At 62.5% G+C, this 17,846-nt stretch carries 14 protein-coding genes and 1 tRNA gene; 8 read left to right on the top strand and 7 right to left on the bottom strand.

The genetic code is table 11. From position 1 onward, the window contains the following. Both BACI9J_RS16435 and BACI9J_RS16430 read right to left on the bottom strand, forming a co-directional pair. Complete coding sequence (locus tag BACI9J_RS16435) at positions 1–708, bottom strand: hypothetical protein (protein WP_159735311.1); 708 nt, start codon at positions 706–708, stop codon at positions 1–3. Next, complete coding sequence (locus tag BACI9J_RS16430) at positions 705–1,427, bottom strand: hypothetical protein (RefSeq protein WP_159735310.1); 723 nt, start codon at positions 1,425–1,427, stop codon at positions 705–707. The genes BACI9J_RS16435 and BACI9J_RS16430 overlap by 4 nt, the downstream gene beginning before the upstream one ends. A 210-nt stretch (positions 1,428–1,637) precedes the next feature. Between BACI9J_RS16430 and BACI9J_RS16425 the strand changes: the two genes are divergently transcribed. Then, positions 1,638–3,305, top strand: a complete 1,668-nt coding sequence (locus BACI9J_RS16425; protein WP_159735309.1) for an ABC-F family ATP-binding cassette domain-containing protein — start codon at positions 1,638–1,640, stop codon at positions 3,303–3,305. Then, positions 3,302–5,215, top strand: a complete 1,914-nt coding sequence (locus tag BACI9J_RS16420; RefSeq protein ID WP_159735308.1) for an ABC transporter ATP-binding protein — start codon at positions 3,302–3,304, stop codon at positions 5,213–5,215. Before BACI9J_RS16425 ends, BACI9J_RS16420 begins: the two co-directional genes overlap by 4 nt. An 11-nt stretch (positions 5,216–5,226) precedes the next feature. On the opposite strand, the gene BACI9J_RS16415 is transcribed toward BACI9J_RS16420, so the two are convergent. The 3 genes from BACI9J_RS16415 to BACI9J_RS16405 all read right to left on the bottom strand — a co-directional run bounded on the left by BACI9J_RS16415 (position 5,227) and on the right by BACI9J_RS16405 (position 6,169). Next, positions 5,227–5,640, bottom strand: a complete 414-nt coding sequence (locus tag BACI9J_RS16415; protein ID WP_159735307.1) for an NUDIX hydrolase — start codon at positions 5,638–5,640, stop codon at positions 5,227–5,229. Further along, entirely contained in the window at positions 5,637–6,095 is a 459-nt protein-coding gene (locus BACI9J_RS16410; protein WP_159735306.1) for a DUF6314 family protein, read from the bottom strand. Before BACI9J_RS16410 ends, BACI9J_RS16415 begins: the two co-directional genes overlap by 4 nt. A 1-nt stretch (position 6,096) precedes the next feature. Next, positions 6,097–6,169: transfer RNA gene (locus BACI9J_RS16405), tRNA-Arg, on the bottom strand. 109 nt (positions 6,170–6,278) lie between these two features. On the opposite strand from BACI9J_RS16405, the gene BACI9J_RS16400 reads away from it, so the two are divergent. Continuing rightward, positions 6,279–7,082, top strand: coding sequence for a DUF998 domain-containing protein (locus BACI9J_RS16400; protein ID WP_159735305.1), 804 nt, complete (start codon positions 6,279–6,281; stop codon positions 7,080–7,082). Positions 7,083–7,220: 138 nt separating this feature from the next. Here BACI9J_RS16400 and BACI9J_RS16395 read toward each other — a convergent pair whose 3' ends face one another. Beyond that, entirely contained in the window at positions 7,221–7,847 is a 627-nt protein-coding gene (locus tag BACI9J_RS16395) for a hypothetical protein (RefSeq protein WP_159735304.1), read from the bottom strand. Between the two features lie 212 nt (positions 7,848–8,059). Here BACI9J_RS16395 and BACI9J_RS16390 point away from each other — a divergent pair, with 212 nt between their 5' ends. The 5 genes from BACI9J_RS16390 (at position 8,060) to sucD (ending at position 14,580) form a co-directional block, all read left to right on the top strand. Continuing rightward, positions 8,060–8,905 (top strand): inositol monophosphatase family protein, encoded by an 846-nt coding sequence (locus BACI9J_RS16390; protein ID WP_159735303.1) that lies wholly within the window; start codon positions 8,060–8,062, stop codon positions 8,903–8,905. Between the two features lie 75 nt (positions 8,906–8,980). Beyond that, positions 8,981–11,518, top strand: a complete 2,538-nt coding sequence (pcrA, locus tag BACI9J_RS16385) for a DNA helicase PcrA (RefSeq protein ID WP_159735302.1) — start codon at positions 8,981–8,983, stop codon at positions 11,516–11,518. A 23-nt stretch (positions 11,519–11,541) separates the two neighbouring features. Beyond that, positions 11,542–12,222, top strand: a complete 681-nt coding sequence (locus BACI9J_RS16380; RefSeq protein WP_159735301.1) for a hypothetical protein — start codon at positions 11,542–11,544, stop codon at positions 12,220–12,222. Between the two features lie 273 nt (positions 12,223–12,495). After that, positions 12,496–13,665, top strand: coding sequence for an ADP-forming succinate--CoA ligase subunit beta (gene sucC / locus BACI9J_RS16375; protein ID WP_089593935.1), 1,170 nt, complete (start codon positions 12,496–12,498; stop codon positions 13,663–13,665). A gap of 12 nt (positions 13,666–13,677) precedes the next feature. Next, positions 13,678–14,580 carry a succinate--CoA ligase subunit alpha gene (gene sucD / locus BACI9J_RS16370; protein ID WP_159703364.1) on the top strand — a complete coding sequence of 301 codons (903 nt, stop codon included), beginning with the start codon at positions 13,678–13,680 and terminating at the stop codon, positions 14,578–14,580. A gap of 150 nt (positions 14,581–14,730) precedes the next feature. Here sucD and BACI9J_RS16365 read toward each other — a convergent pair whose 3' ends face one another. Continuing rightward, positions 14,731–17,670, bottom strand: coding sequence for a DUF7402 domain-containing protein (locus tag BACI9J_RS16365; protein WP_159735300.1), 2,940 nt, complete (start codon positions 17,668–17,670; stop codon positions 14,731–14,733). Between the last annotated feature and the right edge of the window lie 176 nt (positions 17,671–17,846).

The raw sequence follows: 17,846 nt of genomic DNA, 5'->3' as shown, positions 1-17,846 counted from the left end.
TTACGCCGAGAGTCTTTGCTTTCGGCGCGCAAAAGACTTGGACACCCAGATGCCGGCAAGCCCAACCGCTGTGAAAGTGGCCGCTGAGTAGTTGATAAGGACCCGCAGCCAGGCTTCCGAGAACGGGATGAGCGGGAACAGCTGGGACACCAGAAGAAGTGACAGGCCCAGCAGCAGCACTGCCGAAGCGATGCGCAGGAGCACAGGGGCAGTGCTCACCACAGTGCGCCAAATCGCAGGGACCAGGCAGGCCGCAACAAAGCCGGGATAAAGGCGGCCCATGAAGGCGTAGGCCTCCAAGGAAGGTCCCCAATGCAGGCCGCTCATACCGGCGGAAGAACCCTGCGTGTCCGTGATGACGAAGAAGAAAATAGTCAAAGCACCCACAAGTACCGCGGCGGCGATCCCCAAGGGTCCTCTGATGGCGCGCACGGCGGAGGCTGAACCGAATGCAGTGGCGATCTTGATGCCCATGAAATAGAAAGTGCCGTACAGCAGGAAGCGGAGAATCAGGTTGGCGATGTTCATCCCGCCGAGCCACCCGTCGATCACCAAGTAGGGGGCTTCAATGCTGATGAAGATGCTCAACGAGATCAGCGCGAAAATATAGAAAACCTCACGATTCTCTCCGCGCAAAGCGCTGGGAACCCTGGCGAGGGTGATTGCCAGGCACACCGCCAGCGAGACCCAGGGCAGGACAGCCGTCATCCGAGGTTCTCCCAAATTCGTTCAGTTCGTTCGTGGTCTTGTTCCTGGCGGCGGAGTGTTTTGCCCAGCGCCAACAGTCGTTCACCGGCCAATGTCACCAGTCTTCCCTGCGATAACCTGTCCAGAGCTTCCTGCCGGGCGTTGGGCGGCCAGCCGGCTTCAGCCTCCGTAATCAGCCCACCCGCCACCAAGCCACCCGCCGGCCCCACCCCTGCAGCGCGCGAAGTAGCGATTGCCAGTTCAGGCGGGAGCCTGTTGGCCGTCAAGTGGGCCGAGAAGTTCTGCGGTGCAATCCCGGTGGTTTCGCTGACCCGGTGCCTCAACTCGCCGTCGTCGATCGCGTCCACCCAGTTCCGCACGGAGGTGGGATGCGGTGGCTCCGAAAGACGCGGAGCGGGTGTGGAGCCCGGTTCGCTGCGGTCAACCACCGCACGCAGAAGGTCTATGGTGGCGATCTGGCTGACGAGTTCACAGGACGTGGGCGGAACGGGGTCGCCCCGGAGCTCGGCGTAAAGATCAAAAGTGGCGAGGGCTTCAACAGGATTGACGGCGAAGCCGCGGCTGATACTCACCAAAGTGGACTCGGCAACCTTGCCGCGGACCAACTGCTGGGCCAACGTTGTCCTCTTGATGCCCGCGATCCGGCAGACGTCAGCAGTGCTGGCCTCGGGCGCAACACCATGAAGCCAGCGCTGGAACGCCTTGGATGGTAAGGGCATGTGGAACTTTCCTGGATGGGCCGCTAAGGCAGAGACAAGCTGAGGACCTAAGTGGTAGTACGAAACGATTTTACGCCGACGCCACATTGAATTATGCTTGATGATTGAACCCGCTGGTCCGTACACCCCCCAAGTCCGGACCAGCGGGTTTTTCCATGCCCGCGGGAATCGCGGCCTGAATTTCTGCGTTCCCTTGCTGGAGGATAGACAATGACTGCAACTTTGGTGGCCAAGGATCTTGCCGGTGGTCATGGCCATCGCACGCTTTTCTCGGACCTTTCCCTGACCGTCGCGCCGGGCGACGTTGTAGGCGTGGTGGGAGCAAACGGTGCCGGAAAGTCCACGTTGCTGCGCATCCTTGCCGGAGTGGACCAGCCCCAGGCGGGGAATGTCAGCCTTGCGCCCTCGGATGCCTTTGTAGGCTGGTTGCCGCAGGAACACGAGCGCACCGCCGGGGAAACCATCGGGGCCTACATTGCCCGCCGAACCGGCTGCGCCCAAGCAACAAGCGAGATGGAATCCACGGCCGAAGCTCTCGGCTCCGGGGCTCCGGGAGCTGATGACGCGTACTCGCTGGCCTTCGATCGCTGGATGGCCTCCGGTGCAGCCGATCTGGAGGATCGCGTTCCGGCAGTCCTGGCAGACCTCGGCCTGGAACTGGGGGTCGATGCCCTGATGACCGGACTTTCCGGCGGGCAAGCTGCGCGCGTGGCGTTGGCCGCGTTGCTGCTCAGCCGCTTCGACGTAGTCCTTCTGGATGAGCCCACCAACGATCTTGACCTTGATGGACTTGCCCGGCTTGAGGCCTTCGTCCAGGGCCTTCGCGGCGGTGTGGTGCTGGTCTCGCACGACCGCGAATTCCTGGCCCGCTGCGTTACCACCGTGGTGGAACTGGATCTCGCCCAAAACTCAGTGGCCGTTTACGACGGCGGGTATGAGGCTTTCCTCGAAGAACGCGCTGTGGCCAAGCGCCACGCCCGGGAACGCTACGAGGAGTTCGCCAATACCAAGGCGGACCTCGTGTCCCGGGCACGTACCCAGCGTGAGTGGAGCTCCCAAGGCGTCCGGAACGCCATGAAAAAGAACCCGGACAATGACAAAATCCGCCGCGCCGCGAGCAGCGAATCGTCCGAGAAGCAGGCCCAAAAAGTCCGCCAGATGGAGTCCCGCATTGCCCGGCTGACCGAGGTGGAGGAACCCCGCAAAGAGTGGCAGCTCCAGTTCAGTATTGGCCAGGCACCCCGCTCAAGTGCCGTCGTCGCCACCTTGCGCAACGTCGTCGCCCGTCAGGGTGACTTCACCCTGGGTCCGGTGAACCTGCAACTCAACGGCGGCGAGCGCATTGGCATCACCGGACCGAACGGTGCCGGGAAGTCCACGCTTTTGCGTTTGTTGCTGGGGACCCAGGAACCCGACGACGGCGATGCCTCCAGGGGTGCCTCCGTGGCCATCGGCGAAATCGACCAGGCCCGTGGACTGCTCGACGGCGGGCGGCCGCTTGGTGACGCTGTTGAAGCTGTGCTGGTGGAGTGGAACAGCGCCGATGTCCGCACTCTGCTGGCCAAGTTCGGCTTGAAGGCCGATCACACTTCGCGGACCGTGGATTCGTTGTCACCGGGGGAGCGGACCCGCGCTGCGCTGGCGTTGCTGCAGGCCCGCGGCGTGAACCTGCTGGTGCTCGATGAGCCCACCAACCATTTGGATCTTCCGGCCATTGAGCAATTGGAGGAGGCGCTGGAAAGCTACGAGGGCGCGCTCCTGCTGGTCACGCACGACCGCCGGTTGTTGGAAAACGTTCGGCTCGATTCGCGTTGGCACTTGGAAAACGGCCAAGTGCAGGAACTTCATCACACCCCAAGCCAGGAGAAGCAAGCATGAGCATGGACCGCGTTGCCTGGAGTTCGCTGTACAACATCACTACTGCCAAGAGCGGCTCCAAACCGTTTTCCAAGGAAACCCTGAAAAGGGTCATGGCTTTCGCCGTGCCGCACAAGGGCAAGCTCATAGCGTTTGTGATTGCCTCCATCGCCGGTGCTTTCCTGGCTGTGGCTACTCCTGTGCTGGCCGGTCAGGTGGTGGACGCCATCATCGCGAACGCAGGCGTGGAAACGGTCATCCGGCTGGCCGTCCTGATTGCGATCGTCGCTGTAGGTGAGGCGGGTGTGGGCTTGGTGACGCGCTGGTTGTCCTCCACCATCGGCGAGGGCGTCATTGTTGACCTTCGCACCCGGGTGTTCGATCACGTGCAGCGCATGCCCATCGCGTTCTTCACCCGAACACGGACCGGTGCCTTGGTCAGCCGCCTGAACAATGACGTCATTGGGGCGCAGTCGGCTTTCGCGGGCACGCTTTCCGGGGTGGTCAGCAATGTGGTGGCTTTGGTCCTGACGCTTGCCGTCATGCTCAATACGTCTTGGCTTGTAACGGTGCTGGCCATGGTGTTGCTTCCCATCTTCCTGATTCCGGCCCGGCGCATGGGCTCGAAGTTGGCGGACCTGCGCCGCGAAGCCGCTGCACATAACGCCGCCATGGGCACGCAGATGACGGAGCGGTTTTCCGCCCCGGGTGCCACGTTGGTGAAGTTGTTCGGCCGCCCGGATGAGGAATCCCGTGAGTTTGCGGCACGTGCCGGCAGGGTACGGGACATAGGGATCCGGACTGCCATGCTGCAGTTCACCTTTGTAACGGCCTTGACCTTGGTCTCGGCGCTGGCATTGGCCTTGGTTTATGGTTTGGGCGGTTGGCTGGCAATAGGCGGGCAGCTTGCGCCCGGCGACGTAGTGGTGCTCGCGCTACTTCTGACCCGGCTCTACGCTCCACTGACGGCGCTGTCCAATGCCCGTGTGGAAATCATGAGTGCATTGGTCAGCTTTGAGCGGGTCTTTGAAATCCTGGACCTGAAGCCACTGATAACCGAGAAGCCGGATGCCGTGGAAGTTCCGGCCGGCCCGGTTGCAGTGGAGTTCGACGACGTCCGGTTCTCCTACCCTTCGGCCGAGAAAGTTTCGCTGGCTTCCCTTGAGGACGTTGCCACATTGGATACCCGGGGCGGGGAGGAAGTCCTGCACGGGGTCAGTTTCAGGGTTGAGCCGGGTCGGACTGTTGCCTTGGTGGGTTCCTCCGGTGCGGGCAAGTCCACTGTGGCCCAGCTGCTGTCGCGTTTGTACGACGTGGACTCCGGCGCCGTGCGCCTTGGTGGGCAAATGCCCGGATCAGGCGTGGACGTGCGTGATCTCAGTTTTGATTCCCTGCGGGACACCATGGGCATGGTGACCCAGGACGGACACCTCTTCCACGAAACCATTGCCTCCAACCTGCGTCTCGCCCGGCCGGACGCCACCGAGGAGGACATGTGGGATGTGCTGCGTCGGGCACGCCTGGAGCCGATGATCCGGTCCCTGCCTGATGGCTTGGAAACTGTGGTGGGGGAGCGCGGCTACCGGCTTTCCGGCGGCGAGCGCCAACGGCTCACCATTGCACGGCTCCTGATCAAGCAGCCCCGCGTTGTGATCCTGGACGAAGCCACGGCTGCCTTGGACTCCACTAACGAGGCCGCCGTCCAGGCGGCTTTGGGCGAGGCACTTGAGGGGCGTACCGCCGTCGTGATTGCGCACCGCTTGTCCACCATCCGTGCTGCAGATGCCATTCTGGTGGTTGAGGACGGCAGGATCGTGGAGCGTGGCACCCACACGGAGTTGCTTGCTGCGGATGGACGCTACGCGGAGCTCTACCAGACCCAGTTCGCGGAAGCTACGGCCGTGGCTCAGGAAGCGGTCCCGGAGCTGTAACCCACTGCTACCTACTTGGGCGTGGTCAACAGAGGGATGACGTGGTCGGTCAGCAAAGGCGCCAAGTCCGTGGGAAGCGGCGCGTGTAAATCCAGCCAGCGAATCTCGGCGATCTCCGCCGAGGGGTGCGCTTCCCAGATGCCGGGGGCGGTGAAGACGGTGGCTTCGATGGTGGTGGCTGCCTCATTGGCCGCTACCGCCAGCCACACACCGAACGGCTCCAGAAGGCCCGGTGTCACCTCGATTCCGACTTCCTCAAAGAGCTCCCGGGACGCAGCCTCGGCAGGAGTTTCGCCGGCTTCGGGCTTGCCGCCCGGGTGCATGAACTTGTCCGTGCCGCGCTTACGGACGGTCAGCAGATGGCCTTCTTGGTTGTAGACGCAGACCGCGCTCACAATGATCAGGTCGGTGCCGGTTTCACTCACAGTTGCCTCCCGGCGTCGATCCTCACCAGGTGCGATTCAAGGAGCAGATCCTTGGCGGGCCCCTGGACATCCCAGGTGAAACTGAACGAGTCCGGTCCCTCACGGACGTACTGGACACGGTAATCGTCCGGATCGCACCAGTGCTTATCCTGGTTGCCCTCTTCGGAGAAGCTCATCACGTGGAACGGCCGGCCGTCGGGGAAAAACACGTCCATTGACTCCGGCCCGGTGCCCGGTTTCAGGAGGTATTCGCGGAATGCCGGCCCTGAATGGCCAGGCCAATGCATGGTTCCGTCTTCGCGGTAGTCCAGGCCGCCGTCGGGGTTCCGGACATAGCGCACGACGCCGGTAAAGGTTCCGTGGGTGCCGGACGACCGGTCCAGGAGGGTCCGCTCCACGCGCCAGCGGCCGGCCAGGTAGGCCTGCAAATCCTGGGTGGGCTGCTGGTGGTTCAAGTGCCCTCGATTGGAATCGAACCAACGACACCGGCTTTAGGAGAGCCGTGCTCTATCCACTGAGCTACGAGGGCCTGTGTGTCCATGACTCCAAAATCCCACTGCTGGAGCTCGAGGGCCCGGACACGACTACAAGCATACAAGCTGCCGGGGCGCTGCCCGAACACCGCTAGGCTGACCATCATGAAAGGCCATGTCAGAGCACCGGCAACAGCTGGATCCTTCCTTCCGGACACCCGTAGCATCAGGGCGAATATTGGCGGGTGGGCGCAACTGAGCGTGGTCCAATACTTCGTGGCCGAGGCCGCCGTGATCGAAGCCTGGGCGGGCCCGGAGCCGTACAGCAGGGCTACCGGATTCATCAGCGACCTCGGGGCAGTCTCGTGCGGCATCTACGAAGACAGGGCGGTCTGTTCGCCGCTGCACCTGCTGATGAATGCCTCCTTCGTGGTGCAGGGACTGGCACTGGTCCTCGGTGCACTCTTTCTGACGGCCGGCCTGTTGAGCGTGGCGGCGCGGCCCGGTGTGCAGGCCCGGCGTTTCCGGGCTGTTGCAGGCGAACCCCCTCAGACAAGCGTCCTGACCGTGCCGTGGATACTGGCTGTCACCATCCGCATCCTCACCGGTGTTGCCGGGTTGGGAACGGTGATTGTGGGCCTGGTGCCCGAAGATCTGGGCTCTCCCTGGCATTTTGCGGGCGCCCTGATGTTCTTCATCGCCGGCGGCATTGCCCTGCTGCTCCTGGGAATGCTGTGGTGGCAGCAGACACCCGTGAGTTGGTTCCTCGCTGCGTGCGGGCTGATCTGTATCGGGTCGCTGGTCATCGGCGCCATCACCGGGATGGAAGTGCCGCAGCCGGGATTGCTGGAACGGTTTATGGGCTACCCGGTGACCATAGGCCTGGCAACTGCCGGCTTGGTGATCGCCCAGCGTGTGCAGACGGAACGGAAAGCCCACCGTCAGCGGACAGCGCTCAGGGCAGGCTGAGGTTGACGCACCCTTTGCCGCCGGATGCGCCCGTAAGCTCTGGTGCGCCGGGCGGGTAGGGGTGCGGCGCCCGCGAACAAGGGGTGCGCCGGGCGGGTAGGGGTGCGGCGCCCGCGAAGGTGTGGTGCAGAAAAGCGGTCAGGCGGGCGTGGGTTTCTTTTTCCCCAGGAACACGGCCAGCACGCCGCACAGGAGGCTGACCAGGAACAGTACCCAGGACGCAACCGTGACGGCTGAGGCCAAGGCCACCGAACCGGCGTCGGGCGCTTCGGCAGCCAGCATCGAATCAATGGCCACGTTGGACCACAGGTGAGCCACCGCGAACAGCAGGGGAGCGGCCCACAATGCCCAGCGCCATGACTTGCGCGCCACATTGGTGCCGATCAGCAGGAGCCAGCTGAAGCCGAAGATCAGCGGAAACAGCGTGCCTGCGGTCTTGTGGACGTAGTTGAGCTGGCCGCGGGCGGACTCGTCCATGGCCTCCCTCAGCTGGGCCACATATTCAGGAGAGAAACCGCCAATCAACGAATCGGGCATGGCCAGTCCACCGGAGAGCTGGGTCATCTGGTTCAGGGTGAGCAGGTGCAGGTACCAGAACAGGAACAGGCTGGCCACCACGCCGGCGATCACAATGAGCTTGGAATTGCTCTGCGCCTCTTGCGGGGTGCGCTGAGTTGTGGTGTTGATCACGGGCGGCAGCGAGTGATCGGGAACCACTGCCTTTGCTCCGTGCTTCTTGATGCGCTGGGCGGGTGTCTTGGCCATGTCATTCATTATCCCGCCACGCCGCGCCTCTCCCCGCCATGCGCACCACTTCTTCGCCGACGCCGCACCCTTTCGCGCCATCCGCACCAGAGGTTACGGGCGCATTCGGCGGGAAAGGGTGCGCTGGGCCTTTGTCGCTGGGCCTTTGTCGCTGGAGCCTTTGTCGCTGCTCCGGACCCACGGACCACCCAACCGCCACATAAGCTGGAACCATGACCACCGGCAGGCACACAGCAACTGAACTCGATCCTTCACTGGATGACTACCAACTGGCCAGCGCCCTGGTCCGCGAAGCAGGCCAACTGGCGCTGCTCATGCGGATGGGCGGACTCCAAGGCGAACGCAAAACCTCAGTGTCCGACGTCGTCACCGCGGCCGATCACGCAGCCGAAGCTTACGTTCTGGAACAGCTGCGGCGCTGCCGTCCGGAAGACGGCATCCTGGGCGAAGAAGGGGCCTCTGTTGCCGGTACAAGCGGCCGGACCTGGGTGATCGACCCCGTGGACGGCACCTACAACTTCCTGCACGGCTCCACCTACTGGTGCTCGGCCATTGCCCTTAAATGCGACGATTCAGACCACGGCGGCAAGCCTGTGGCCGATCCCGAGGTGCTCCTCGGGGCCATCTACCAGCCCGAACTGGACAAGCTCTGGCTGGGCGGCCAAGATCGAGCGTCCACCCTGAACGACGAACCGATCTCCGGTTTCGGCGACCTCCCCGTGAACCAGATCTCCGCGGCCACCTACATCCATCCCACCTGGTTGGCGGACCCCCGGGCGGCCATGCCCTGGCATGCGGCTGCAGTTTCCGCAGCATCGCTGCGCATGTTCGGCTCAGGCTCCTGCGACCTCGGCCGGGTGGCTGACGGTGAGCTCGGCTGCTGGTTCCAGCACAGCTGCCCGGAATGGGACTGGCTTCCGGGCAAGGCGATCGTCCGCGCTGCCGGCGGGGACACCGCCGTCGTGCAGGTCAACGGACTGAACTGGTTCGTGGCGGGAGGCCCGACGGCGGTGCGGGAGTTGAGCGCTGCCCTCACCTCCGTCCCCCAATTCGCGTAGAACCGCGCTGCCCGTCGGCCTAATCATCCGGAGCGCCTTAGAGTGTCAGAGGCACCGCCTAGACTGGTAGGCACCATGGATATGTTGTTTGACCCCTACGCCGCCGGACCCTTCAAAGCAGGCACCAAAGCCGCACTCAAGGCTGCCCCGGAGCTTTCGCCTTCAAGTGGAGGCGCTTCCGGACCCCGCCTCCAAGGGGGGACGGGTAGCGGCCCCCAGGATCCTGCCCAAGGCGGCTGGGGCAACCAGGGAGCCCACGGCTTGCCCACCGCTGACGCCCTTCTCCAGGGACTGAATCCGCAGCAGGAAGAGGCGGTAAAACATGCAGGGAGCCCCCTGCTGATCGTTGCAGGCGCGGGCTCCGGAAAAACCCGCGTACTCAGTAACCGGATCGCCTACCTCATCGCCACCAAGCGTGCACATCACGGCGAAATCCTGGCCATCACCTTTACCAACAAGGCAGCGGCCGAAATGCGGGAACGCATCGAAGCCTTGGTGGGCCCCCGTGCCAAGGGCATGTGGATCTCCACGTTCCACTCCTCCTGCGTGCGTATCCTCCGCCGGGAAGCGGCCAACGTGGGCCTGAATTCGAACTTCTCCATCTACGACTCCGCCGATTCCCTGCGCTTGATCACCCTGGTGGCCAAGAACCTGGACCTTGATCCGAAGAAGTTCGCGCCAAAGGCCATCCAGCACAAGATTTCCGCGCTCAAGAATGAGCTCATTGATGCTGACTCCTACATCTCCTCGGCAAACCACAACGACCCCTTTGAACAAGCCGTGGCCGAGGTGTTCAAGGGCTATACGCAGCGCCTCCGGCAAGCCAACGCGATGGACTTCGATGACCTCATTGCCGAGACCGTGTACATGTTCAGGGCCTTCCCGGCGCTCGCGGAATCCTACCGACGCCGCTTCCGGCACGTCTTGGTTGACGAGTACCAGGACACCAACCACGCCCAGTACGCACTGGTCAGGGAGATCGTGGGTGTGGGGACAGCTACTGACGTAGCACCGAGTGAACTGACGGTGGTGGGCGATTCCGATCAGTCCATTTATGCCTTCCGTGGCGCGGACATCCGCAACATTGTGGAGTTCGAGGCAGACTACCCGAATGCCCGCACCATCAAGCTCGAGCAGAACTACCGCTCCACCCAGAACATTCTCAGCGCCGCAAACTCGGTGATTTCGCGTAACCCCAACCGCCAGGAAAAGCGCCTGTGGACCGCGGAGGGCGATGGCGAGAAGATTGTTGGCTATGTGGGGGAGAACGAGCATGACGAAGCCCAGTTCATTGCCAAGGAAATCGACCGCCTGCAGGACGAGGATGGCTTGCGTCCCGGTGACGTCGCCATCTTCTACCGCACCAACGCGCAGTCCCGTTCCATTGAAGACGTCCTGGTCCGTGTGGGCCTGCCGTACAAAGTGGTGGGCGGTACCCGCTTCTATGAGCGCAAGGAAATCAAGGACGCTCTGGCGTACCTTCGCGTCCTGGTAAACCCGGATGACGACGTCAACCTTCGCCGGGTGCTGAACGAACCCAAACGCGGAATCGGTGACCGCGCTGAGGGTGCAGTTGCAGCTTTGGCCGAGCGGGAACGTACATCGTTCATGTCCGCTGCGCGCCGTGCCGATCAAGCGCCCGGCATGGCCACGCGCTCGGTCAACGCCGTGCTGGGCTTTGTGAAGCTGCTGGACGATCTCGCCGAGGTGGCTTCCGGTTCCGGAGCTGCGGCCGCTTTGGAAGCCGTCCTTGAACAGACCGGGTATTTGGCAGGGCTGCGCGCCAGCAACGATCCCCAGGACGAATCCCGGGTGGAGAACCTTGCGGAACTGGTGGCGGTGGTCCGGGAGTATGAGCGCGATAACCCGGACGGTTCCCTCGGCGAGTTCCTGGAACAGGTCTCCTTGGTGGCCGACGCAGATCAGATCCCCGACGCCCCGGGTGCCGACATCGATGCTGCCGTGGCTGAGGCAAAGAGGATGGGTGTTGTCACACTCATGACGCTCCACACCGCCAAAGGTTTGGAGTTCCCGGTGGTTTTCCTCACCGGTATGGAGCACGGTATCTTCCCGCATCAGCGCTCGGCCACGGATCCGAAGGAACTGGCGGAAGAACGCCGGCTGGCCTACGTGGGGCTTACCCGCGCGCGCAAGCGCCTTTACGTCACGCGCTCGGAAGTCCGCAGCATGTGGGGCCAGAGCCAATACAACCCCGCCAGCCAGTTCCTGGAAGAAATCCCCTCGGAACTGGTGGAGTGGAAGCGCGAAGGAATGAGCCGTCAGGCCGCAGGTGGCTGGGGGAGCGCTCCCATCGGCTCCAACCGCTACGGTGGTTCTTTCTGGGGTGCAGGCACGTCCCGCGGTGCTGCCGCGAGTCCCACCGCAGGGTTCGACGCCGACGTCCCGGCCGCCGTCGTACGCAACAGGGTCCAGCCGCAGAAGGAAGTCATTTCCGTCGTGGCGGGGGACAAAGTCAATCACACAAGCTTCGGTAACGGAGTGGTGCTGGGCATCGAGGGCTCGGGCGACAAGACCGTGGCGAAGGTGAAGTTCGACGTCGGCGAGAAGCGCCTGCTGTTGCGGTATGCACCGCTGACCAAGTTGGATGCGTGAAACCGCACGGCATAATAAGGGGCATGCGACGGACTCTTTGGGCGATCCTGGCCGCTTTGATCATGGTGCTGGCGGCGGGGTGCTCCTTCGCCACCAAAGATCCTGACTATGTCACTCCGGCCCCGTTGCCGCCGCTTGAACAACTGCAACAGGTTCCTGTCACCGGGCAGACCACCCTGTCCGCCGGCGAGGATGTCACCGCGTTCCTCACGGCTGATAAGAACATTGTGTGCGCCATGACGTCCTCGCGGGGCGGGCACCTCAATCTGCCCTATGAGGCCAACTCCTACTCGGATGCCGCCAACAACAAGTTTGCCGTTGTTCCTGTGGTTCATTGTGAGCTGGCGAAGTACGCCGCCCCTGATCCCGGCGACATCGCTGATGACTGCGCTGGAACCGGCCTTGGATACCTTGGCGGGACTGTGCTCCTGACTCCGGAGAAGGCAGTCTACGGCTCGTGTCGTTCCGGCGTAACACAAATGGAGTCGGAGTTCGGGCCGAAGGGCAGCCGGGAAGGTCCGGTCTCCAAGCTCCGTGAGTTGCCCGAAGGGCAGAACATTGAGCGCAACGGTCTGCGGTGTTCGGCCTACAACGGCGGCGTTGCTTGCGGAAATGTCTCCGGTGGCGTGGCATTCTTCGTCACCCGCGAGGGTTACCAGTTGATTTCCGACGGCGGAAAAACAGTCACGGGGAACCTCAAATAAGCGTCTCGAAGGCCCTTGAACAGCTGGTCAACGGCCCAAAAACCGCGTCTTTCTGCGGGTTTTCTACAGCCCATAGAAGTGTAAGGTTACTCACTTAACAGGTAGTGTGTAGCTGGCGGGACTCCTCAAAGGGCTAAAGTTCCGAGAGGACCTTACGCAATGTGACCGGCTTCAATCCTGGTTGTTACCGCGTACTCTCCGCAGCTGGCTATCGCGGTCATCGCGGTTCCCGGCTGAACAGAAAACTACTTCGACGTAGAAGGACACTAAACCGTGGACCTGTTTGAATATCAGGCGCGCGATATGTTCGAGGCGCACGGTGTACCCGTGCTCGCTGGCATCGTGGCGCACACTCCTGAAGAAGCAAAGGCAGCTGCCGAGAAGATCGGCGGCGTAACTGTCGTCAAGGCACAGGTTAAGGTTGGTGGCCGCGGCAAGGCTGGCGGCGTCAAGGTTGCCAAGACTGCCGAAGAGGCACTTGAGCACTCCACCAACATCCTGGGCATGGACATCAAGGGCCACACCGTCAACAAGGTGATGATCGCCCAGGGTGCAGACATCGCCGAGGAATTCTACTTCTCGGTCCTCCTGGACCGCGCCAACCGCAACTACCTGGCTATGTGCTCGGTTGAAGGCGGCATGGAAATCGAACAGCTTGCCGTTGAGCGTCCCGAGGCCCTGGCCAAGATCGCCATCGACCCCGCCGTGGGCATCGATCAGGCAAAGGCTGACGAGATCGTTGCAGCTGCAGGTTTCGCTGAAGAACTGCGCGGCAAAGTGGCCGATGTCATTCTGAAGCTCTGGGACGTCTTCAAGAAGGAAGACGCAACCCTGGTTGAGGTCAACCCGCTGGTACGCACCGGCGCCGGCGAGATTGTTGCCCTCGACGGCAAGGTTTCCCTGGACGAGAACGCTGACTTCCGCCACGTGCACCACGCCACGCTGGAAGACAAGGACGCAGCTGACCCGCTGGAAGCCAAGGCCAAGGCGCAGGACCTCAACTACGTCAAGCTTGACGGCGAAGTAGGCATCATCGGCAACGGCGCCGGTCTTGTGATGTCCACTTTGGACGTTGTTGCTTACGCCGGCGAAAACCACGGCAACGTGAAGCCCGCCAACTTCCTGGACATCGGCGGTGGAGCTTCCGCTGAGGTCATGGCCAACGGTCTGGACGTCATCCTGGGTGACTCCCAGGTCAAGAGCGTGTTCGTGAACGTCTTCGGTGGCATCACCGCTTGTGACGCAGTTGCCAAGGGCATCGTCGGGGCACTGGCTGAGCTCGGTTCCTCCGCGAACAAGCCGCTGGTAGTTCGCCTCGACGGCAACAACGTTGAGGAAGGCCGCCGCATCCTGACCGAGGCCAACCACCCGCTGGTTACACTGGCCGCCACCATGGACGAGGGCGCCGACAAGGCCGCCGAGCTCGCCAACGCAGCTAAGTAAAGGGACGCGACAATGTCTATCTACCTCAACAAGGACTCCAAAGTCATCGTTCAGGGCATCACCGGCGGCGAGGGCACCAAGCACACCGCCCTGATGCTCAAGGCCGGCACCAACATTGTTGGTGGCGTCAACGCCCGCAAGGCCGGCACCACGGTCCTGCACGGCGACAAGGAAATCAACGTCTTCGGCACCGTCAAGGAAGCCATCGCTGAAACCGGCGCCGACGTCTCCATCGTCTTCGTTCCGCCGGCATTCACCAAGGATGCTGTTGTTGAAGCAATCGAAGCCGGCATCGGCCTCGTTGTTGTCATCACCGAAGGCGTTCCGGTTCAGGACTCCGCCGAATTCTGGGCACTCGCCCAGTCCAAGGTGGACGCTGACGGCAAGCAGATCACCCGCATCATCGGACCGAACTGCCCCGGCATCATCACCCCGGGCGAAGCCCTGGTTGGCATCACCCCGGCGAACATCACGGGCAAGGGCCCTATCGGCCTTGTTTCCAAGTCCGGTACCTTGACCTACCAGATGATGTATGAACTTCGCGACCTCGGCTTCTCCACCGCGATCGGCATCGGTGGCGACCCCGTCATCGGCACCACGCACATCGACGCCCTGGCTGCGTTCGAAGCTGACCCCGAAACCAAGGCAATCGTCATGATTGGTGAAATCGGTGGCGACGCTGAAGAGCGTGCAGCTGATTACATCAAGGCCAACGTCACCAAGCCTGTTGTAGGTTACGTTGCCGGCTTCACGGCTCCCGAGGGCAAGACCATGGGCCACGCAGGCGCCATCGTGTCCGGCTCCGCAGGCACCGCACAGGCCAAGAAGGAAGCTCTCGAAGCCGCAGGCGTGAAGGTCGGCAAGACGCCGTCCGAAACCGCCAAGCTGCTGCGCGAAGTTTTCGCAACGCTCTAGGTTCCAATAAAAGCAACGCGGGGTCACTTACAGCCCGTTCCAACCAACGGAACGGGCCCAAAGTGACCCCGCGTTGTTGTTTTAACGTGGCTGACGCGGGCCGAAGAGTCTGGGGGAAAACTCCGACCCGCGCCAGGTCCATGGGGCTGGCTAGGCGATGATCTTCAACGCCTGCCAACCGGTGCCGAGGCTGATGGGAGGTGCGGTGCCGAACGCTCCGCTTCCCGTGCCCGGGTACAGCCACAGGGTGTCTCCGATGCGGCCTATGACGTCGTTGCTGCCATCGCCGTTGAGGTCACGGGGACCGGCTATCGATGTTCTGTTGTCCCAACCCGTGGAGATCTGCTTCCACTGGAGCCATCCGCGGGTGCCATCTCCCGGGTAGAGCCAGAGGGCGCCAGTGTCAGTGCGTCGCGCCAGCACGTCTGCCTTTCCATCTCCATTAAAGTCCCCTGTGCTGAGAATTGCATTCATCACATTCCAACCGGTTCCTATTGTGGTTGGTGTCCTCTGGCCGCCGGTGCCGTTTCCTTCGTAGAGCCTCAGGTCGCCGGTGCTGCGCCGGGCGATGATATCCGGGATGCCATCGCCGCTGAAGTCTCCGGGGGAGAATACCTGGCTCATGGTGCTCCAGCCCGTGCTCACTTGGACCCTGGCCCCGAAACTTCCGCCGCCGTCGCCCGGGTAGAACCACAGGACGTCGCCGGCACGGGCCAGCAGGTCCGGTTTGCCATCCTTGTTGAAGTCGCCGGGAGTAATGGTTTCATTGACGGTGGACCACGCCGGTGCCGCCAGGGCCAGCTGCCGTTCCAGGAGGCCGCCTGTGCCGTCGCCCGGGTACAGATACAGGTTTCCGGCGGTATCGGAGGCCAGGACATCGGCTTTGCCGTCGCCGTTGAAGTCATGGGCCGACGGCGGTCCGGCTGCGGGGACGGTGTACGTCTGGTTACCCACAGCCGAGGTGTTGCCGGCGGCGTCAACCCCGATGTACTTCAGGTTCAGGGTTGAGGTTCCCATGGCAATCGGTGCCGAGTACTTGATATTCGTGGCCGATTCCGTTGCCGTGGGCGTGTTGCCATTGGTGGTGTAGTAGATGGCTGCCCCCGGCTCATTGGCGGAGAGGGTGATGGTTGCTCCGCTGGCCAGCGCACGGCTGGTGGGGTTGGCCGTGATCACGGGAGCCGTAGTATCCGGCGGCACGGTGTACGTCTGAGTGACGACCTCCGAGGCGTTTCCGGCCGGATCCGTGGCGAAGTACTTCAGGCTCATTGGGTCCGGGCCATCAAAGGTGATCGGAGATGCTGAGGAGTACACCACGCCAGCGGTAGTTGGGTCGGATCCGTCCTTGGTGTACTTGATCACGGCGTTGGCTTCGTTAACTGCCAGGGTGATGCTGGTGCCCGGGGCGTAGGCGCCGCCCACGGGGTTGACGGTCACCACGGGCTTGGTCACGTCAGGGCCTGTGGAGTAGGCCTGGGTGACAACGGCGGACGGGTTGTTCGCTGTGTCAACCGCGAAGTACTTCAAGGTCTTCGGCCCGTCCAAAGTGATGGTTGCCGTAGCCGGATACGTCACCTTCGTGGACGTCGCCGTGGTGGGCGTAGACCCGTCCACGGTGTAGTAGATGGTGGCGGGCTCGTTCACGGCAAGCGTGACCTTCTGACCGACGTCGTACGTTCCGGCCCCAGGCGTGGGCGTCACGATCGGGGCAACAACGTCGGCGGTGATGTGTGCCTCGAATTCAGCCAGCCCCACGTTGGTAGTGGTACCGCTGACAGAGCTGATGGTGAAACGGACGGAGCTGACCGTCTTGGCAGGGAAGTTCACTGTAAGACCTGAGCCGTTGTTGGGCAGGGCTGGAACCGGGACAGTGCTGCCATCGGAGAATGTGAGATTTCCGCCGGTTACCTGGTCACCGGGCAGCGGGCGGTCAAAAAGTGTTGCAGCATTGATGGTTCGTGCGGGGGAGAAGTTGTATTGAATCCAGCTGCCTGCTTTGCCGCCGTTGGTGACCCACTCGCGGTTGGCGTCCATGGGAGTGCCCCAGGCGTAGCCATCCCGTGCCTTCTCCGGACCTTGTGCCGAGGCCTTTTGAGAAGACGCCGACACCGTGGTTCCCGCGGATTTCGCTGCGTTGCCGGTCCATTCGATCGCAGTGATGTATTGCCGTTTGAGCCAATCGCTGTAGGGCGTATCCGGGCAGATGTTGCCGCAGAGGTACTCATCAAACTCAGCGAAGCGCCTGAACGTGTTCACCTTGCTGGTCAGTTCTGCCCCTGTGACGTTCTGGGCGTATTCGTCAATCACGTACGCGTCGTAAGCGGAGGAGGTGTGCGGACCGGTGTAGGCGCGGGTGGCAAGCTGTCCGAATTTTGCTGCCGCCCAGTGGTCGCTGTGGTCATAGGGAGTGGTGAAATTGCCGGTCCAGTCCTGGGTACGGAACGTTGTGGGTTTGAAGTTGGCCACGAACCGGTTCAGCACGCTTTGGAGTTGCGCCTTTGTGTACGTGGCAGATCCATCAACGGGGCGGATGGTGGAAATGCGGCCGTCCCACAGTTTGAGGATGCTCTGGCCGTTGTAGCGGCTGCTCCCGTTCCCGTTGGGAAAGCCGTCCGGAAGCCGCAGGAAAACCACGGAAACATTGGGAGCGGCATTGAGTGTGTAAACGGTCAGTGCCCGCTCAGGAACGCCGGCGTCCGAAGCTGTCCAAGCGTTGGCTACCCCGGCCATCATGGCATAACTGGACCTGATGCCGTCCTCCAGGCCGCCCCAGTAGGATTGCCCTTCGCCGGCTTCCCCTGCTGTGACGTAGATGGTCTGGACGCAGCGCTTGGCCTGGATGTCCCGCATGAAGTCCGGGCTGATGAAGATCAGGTCATCATCGGTGTGAGCCACAATCTGCTGCGCACCGCCGGTCCCGGAACAAGGAGGTACGGCTGCCGAGGCGGGCGCGGCAAAACCGAAGACGAGAGAGGAAAGGGCAACAGAGAAACCCAGCAGGAATCCGAGGATCCGCCGGGTGAGTGAACGGGTGCTGATAAATGTGAGTCGAGTATGACGACTGGCGTATTTTGGACGGTCCACAACCATGCTCCTTGAGCAGATGTTGGGCCCCCCAGCCGGCAAACTTACGACGCCCCCAGGACGTCATTTCGAATTGAGTTATTCGCAGCTTCCACCTGAATCCGGCGTGAAAGCGATGCAGTGAGCGCTACTGTACTCCCGCGGCCGGCCCGTGGGTAGTGTTCCGGCAAATTTTCACGGCA

The organism is Arthrobacter sp. 9V (genome assembly GCF_902506065.1).
Taxonomy (GTDB): domain Bacteria; phylum Actinomycetota; class Actinomycetes; order Actinomycetales; family Micrococcaceae; genus Arthrobacter.
This window is presented reverse-complemented; position numbering and strand designations above follow the sequence as displayed.

What these genes read in the sequence shown, in the direction of transcription:
- BACI9J_RS16435 (WP_159735311.1), bottom strand. Translation starts at nt 708, where the DNA reads ATGACGGCTGTCCTGCCCTGGGTCTCGCTGGCGGTGTGCCTGGCAATC.
- BACI9J_RS16430 (WP_159735310.1), bottom strand. Translation starts at nt 1,427, where the DNA reads ATGCCCTTACCATCCAAGGCGTTCCAGCGCTGGCTTCATGGTGTTGCG.
- BACI9J_RS16425 (WP_159735309.1), top strand. Translation starts at nt 1,638, where the DNA reads ATGACTGCAACTTTGGTGGCCAAGGATCTTGCCGGTGGTCATGGCCAT.
- BACI9J_RS16420 (WP_159735308.1), top strand. Translation starts at nt 3,302, where the DNA reads ATGAGCATGGACCGCGTTGCCTGGAGTTCGCTGTACAACATCACTACT.
- BACI9J_RS16400 (WP_159735305.1), top strand. Translation starts at nt 6,279, where the DNA reads ATGAAAGGCCATGTCAGAGCACCGGCAACAGCTGGATCCTTCCTTCCG.
- BACI9J_RS16395 (WP_159735304.1), bottom strand. Translation starts at nt 7,847, where the DNA reads ATGGCCAAGACACCCGCCCAGCGCATCAAGAAGCACGGAGCAAAGGCA.
- BACI9J_RS16390 (WP_159735303.1), top strand. Translation starts at nt 8,060, where the DNA reads ATGACCACCGGCAGGCACACAGCAACTGAACTCGATCCTTCACTGGAT.
- pcrA (WP_159735302.1), top strand. Translation starts at nt 8,981, where the DNA reads ATGGATATGTTGTTTGACCCCTACGCCGCCGGACCCTTCAAAGCAGGC.
- BACI9J_RS16380 (WP_159735301.1), top strand. Translation starts at nt 11,542, where the DNA reads ATGCGACGGACTCTTTGGGCGATCCTGGCCGCTTTGATCATGGTGCTG.
- sucD (WP_159703364.1), top strand. Translation starts at nt 13,678, where the DNA reads ATGTCTATCTACCTCAACAAGGACTCCAAAGTCATCGTTCAGGGCATC.
- BACI9J_RS16365 (WP_159735300.1), bottom strand. Translation starts at nt 17,670, where the DNA reads ATGGTTGTGGACCGTCCAAAATACGCCAGTCGTCATACTCGACTCACA.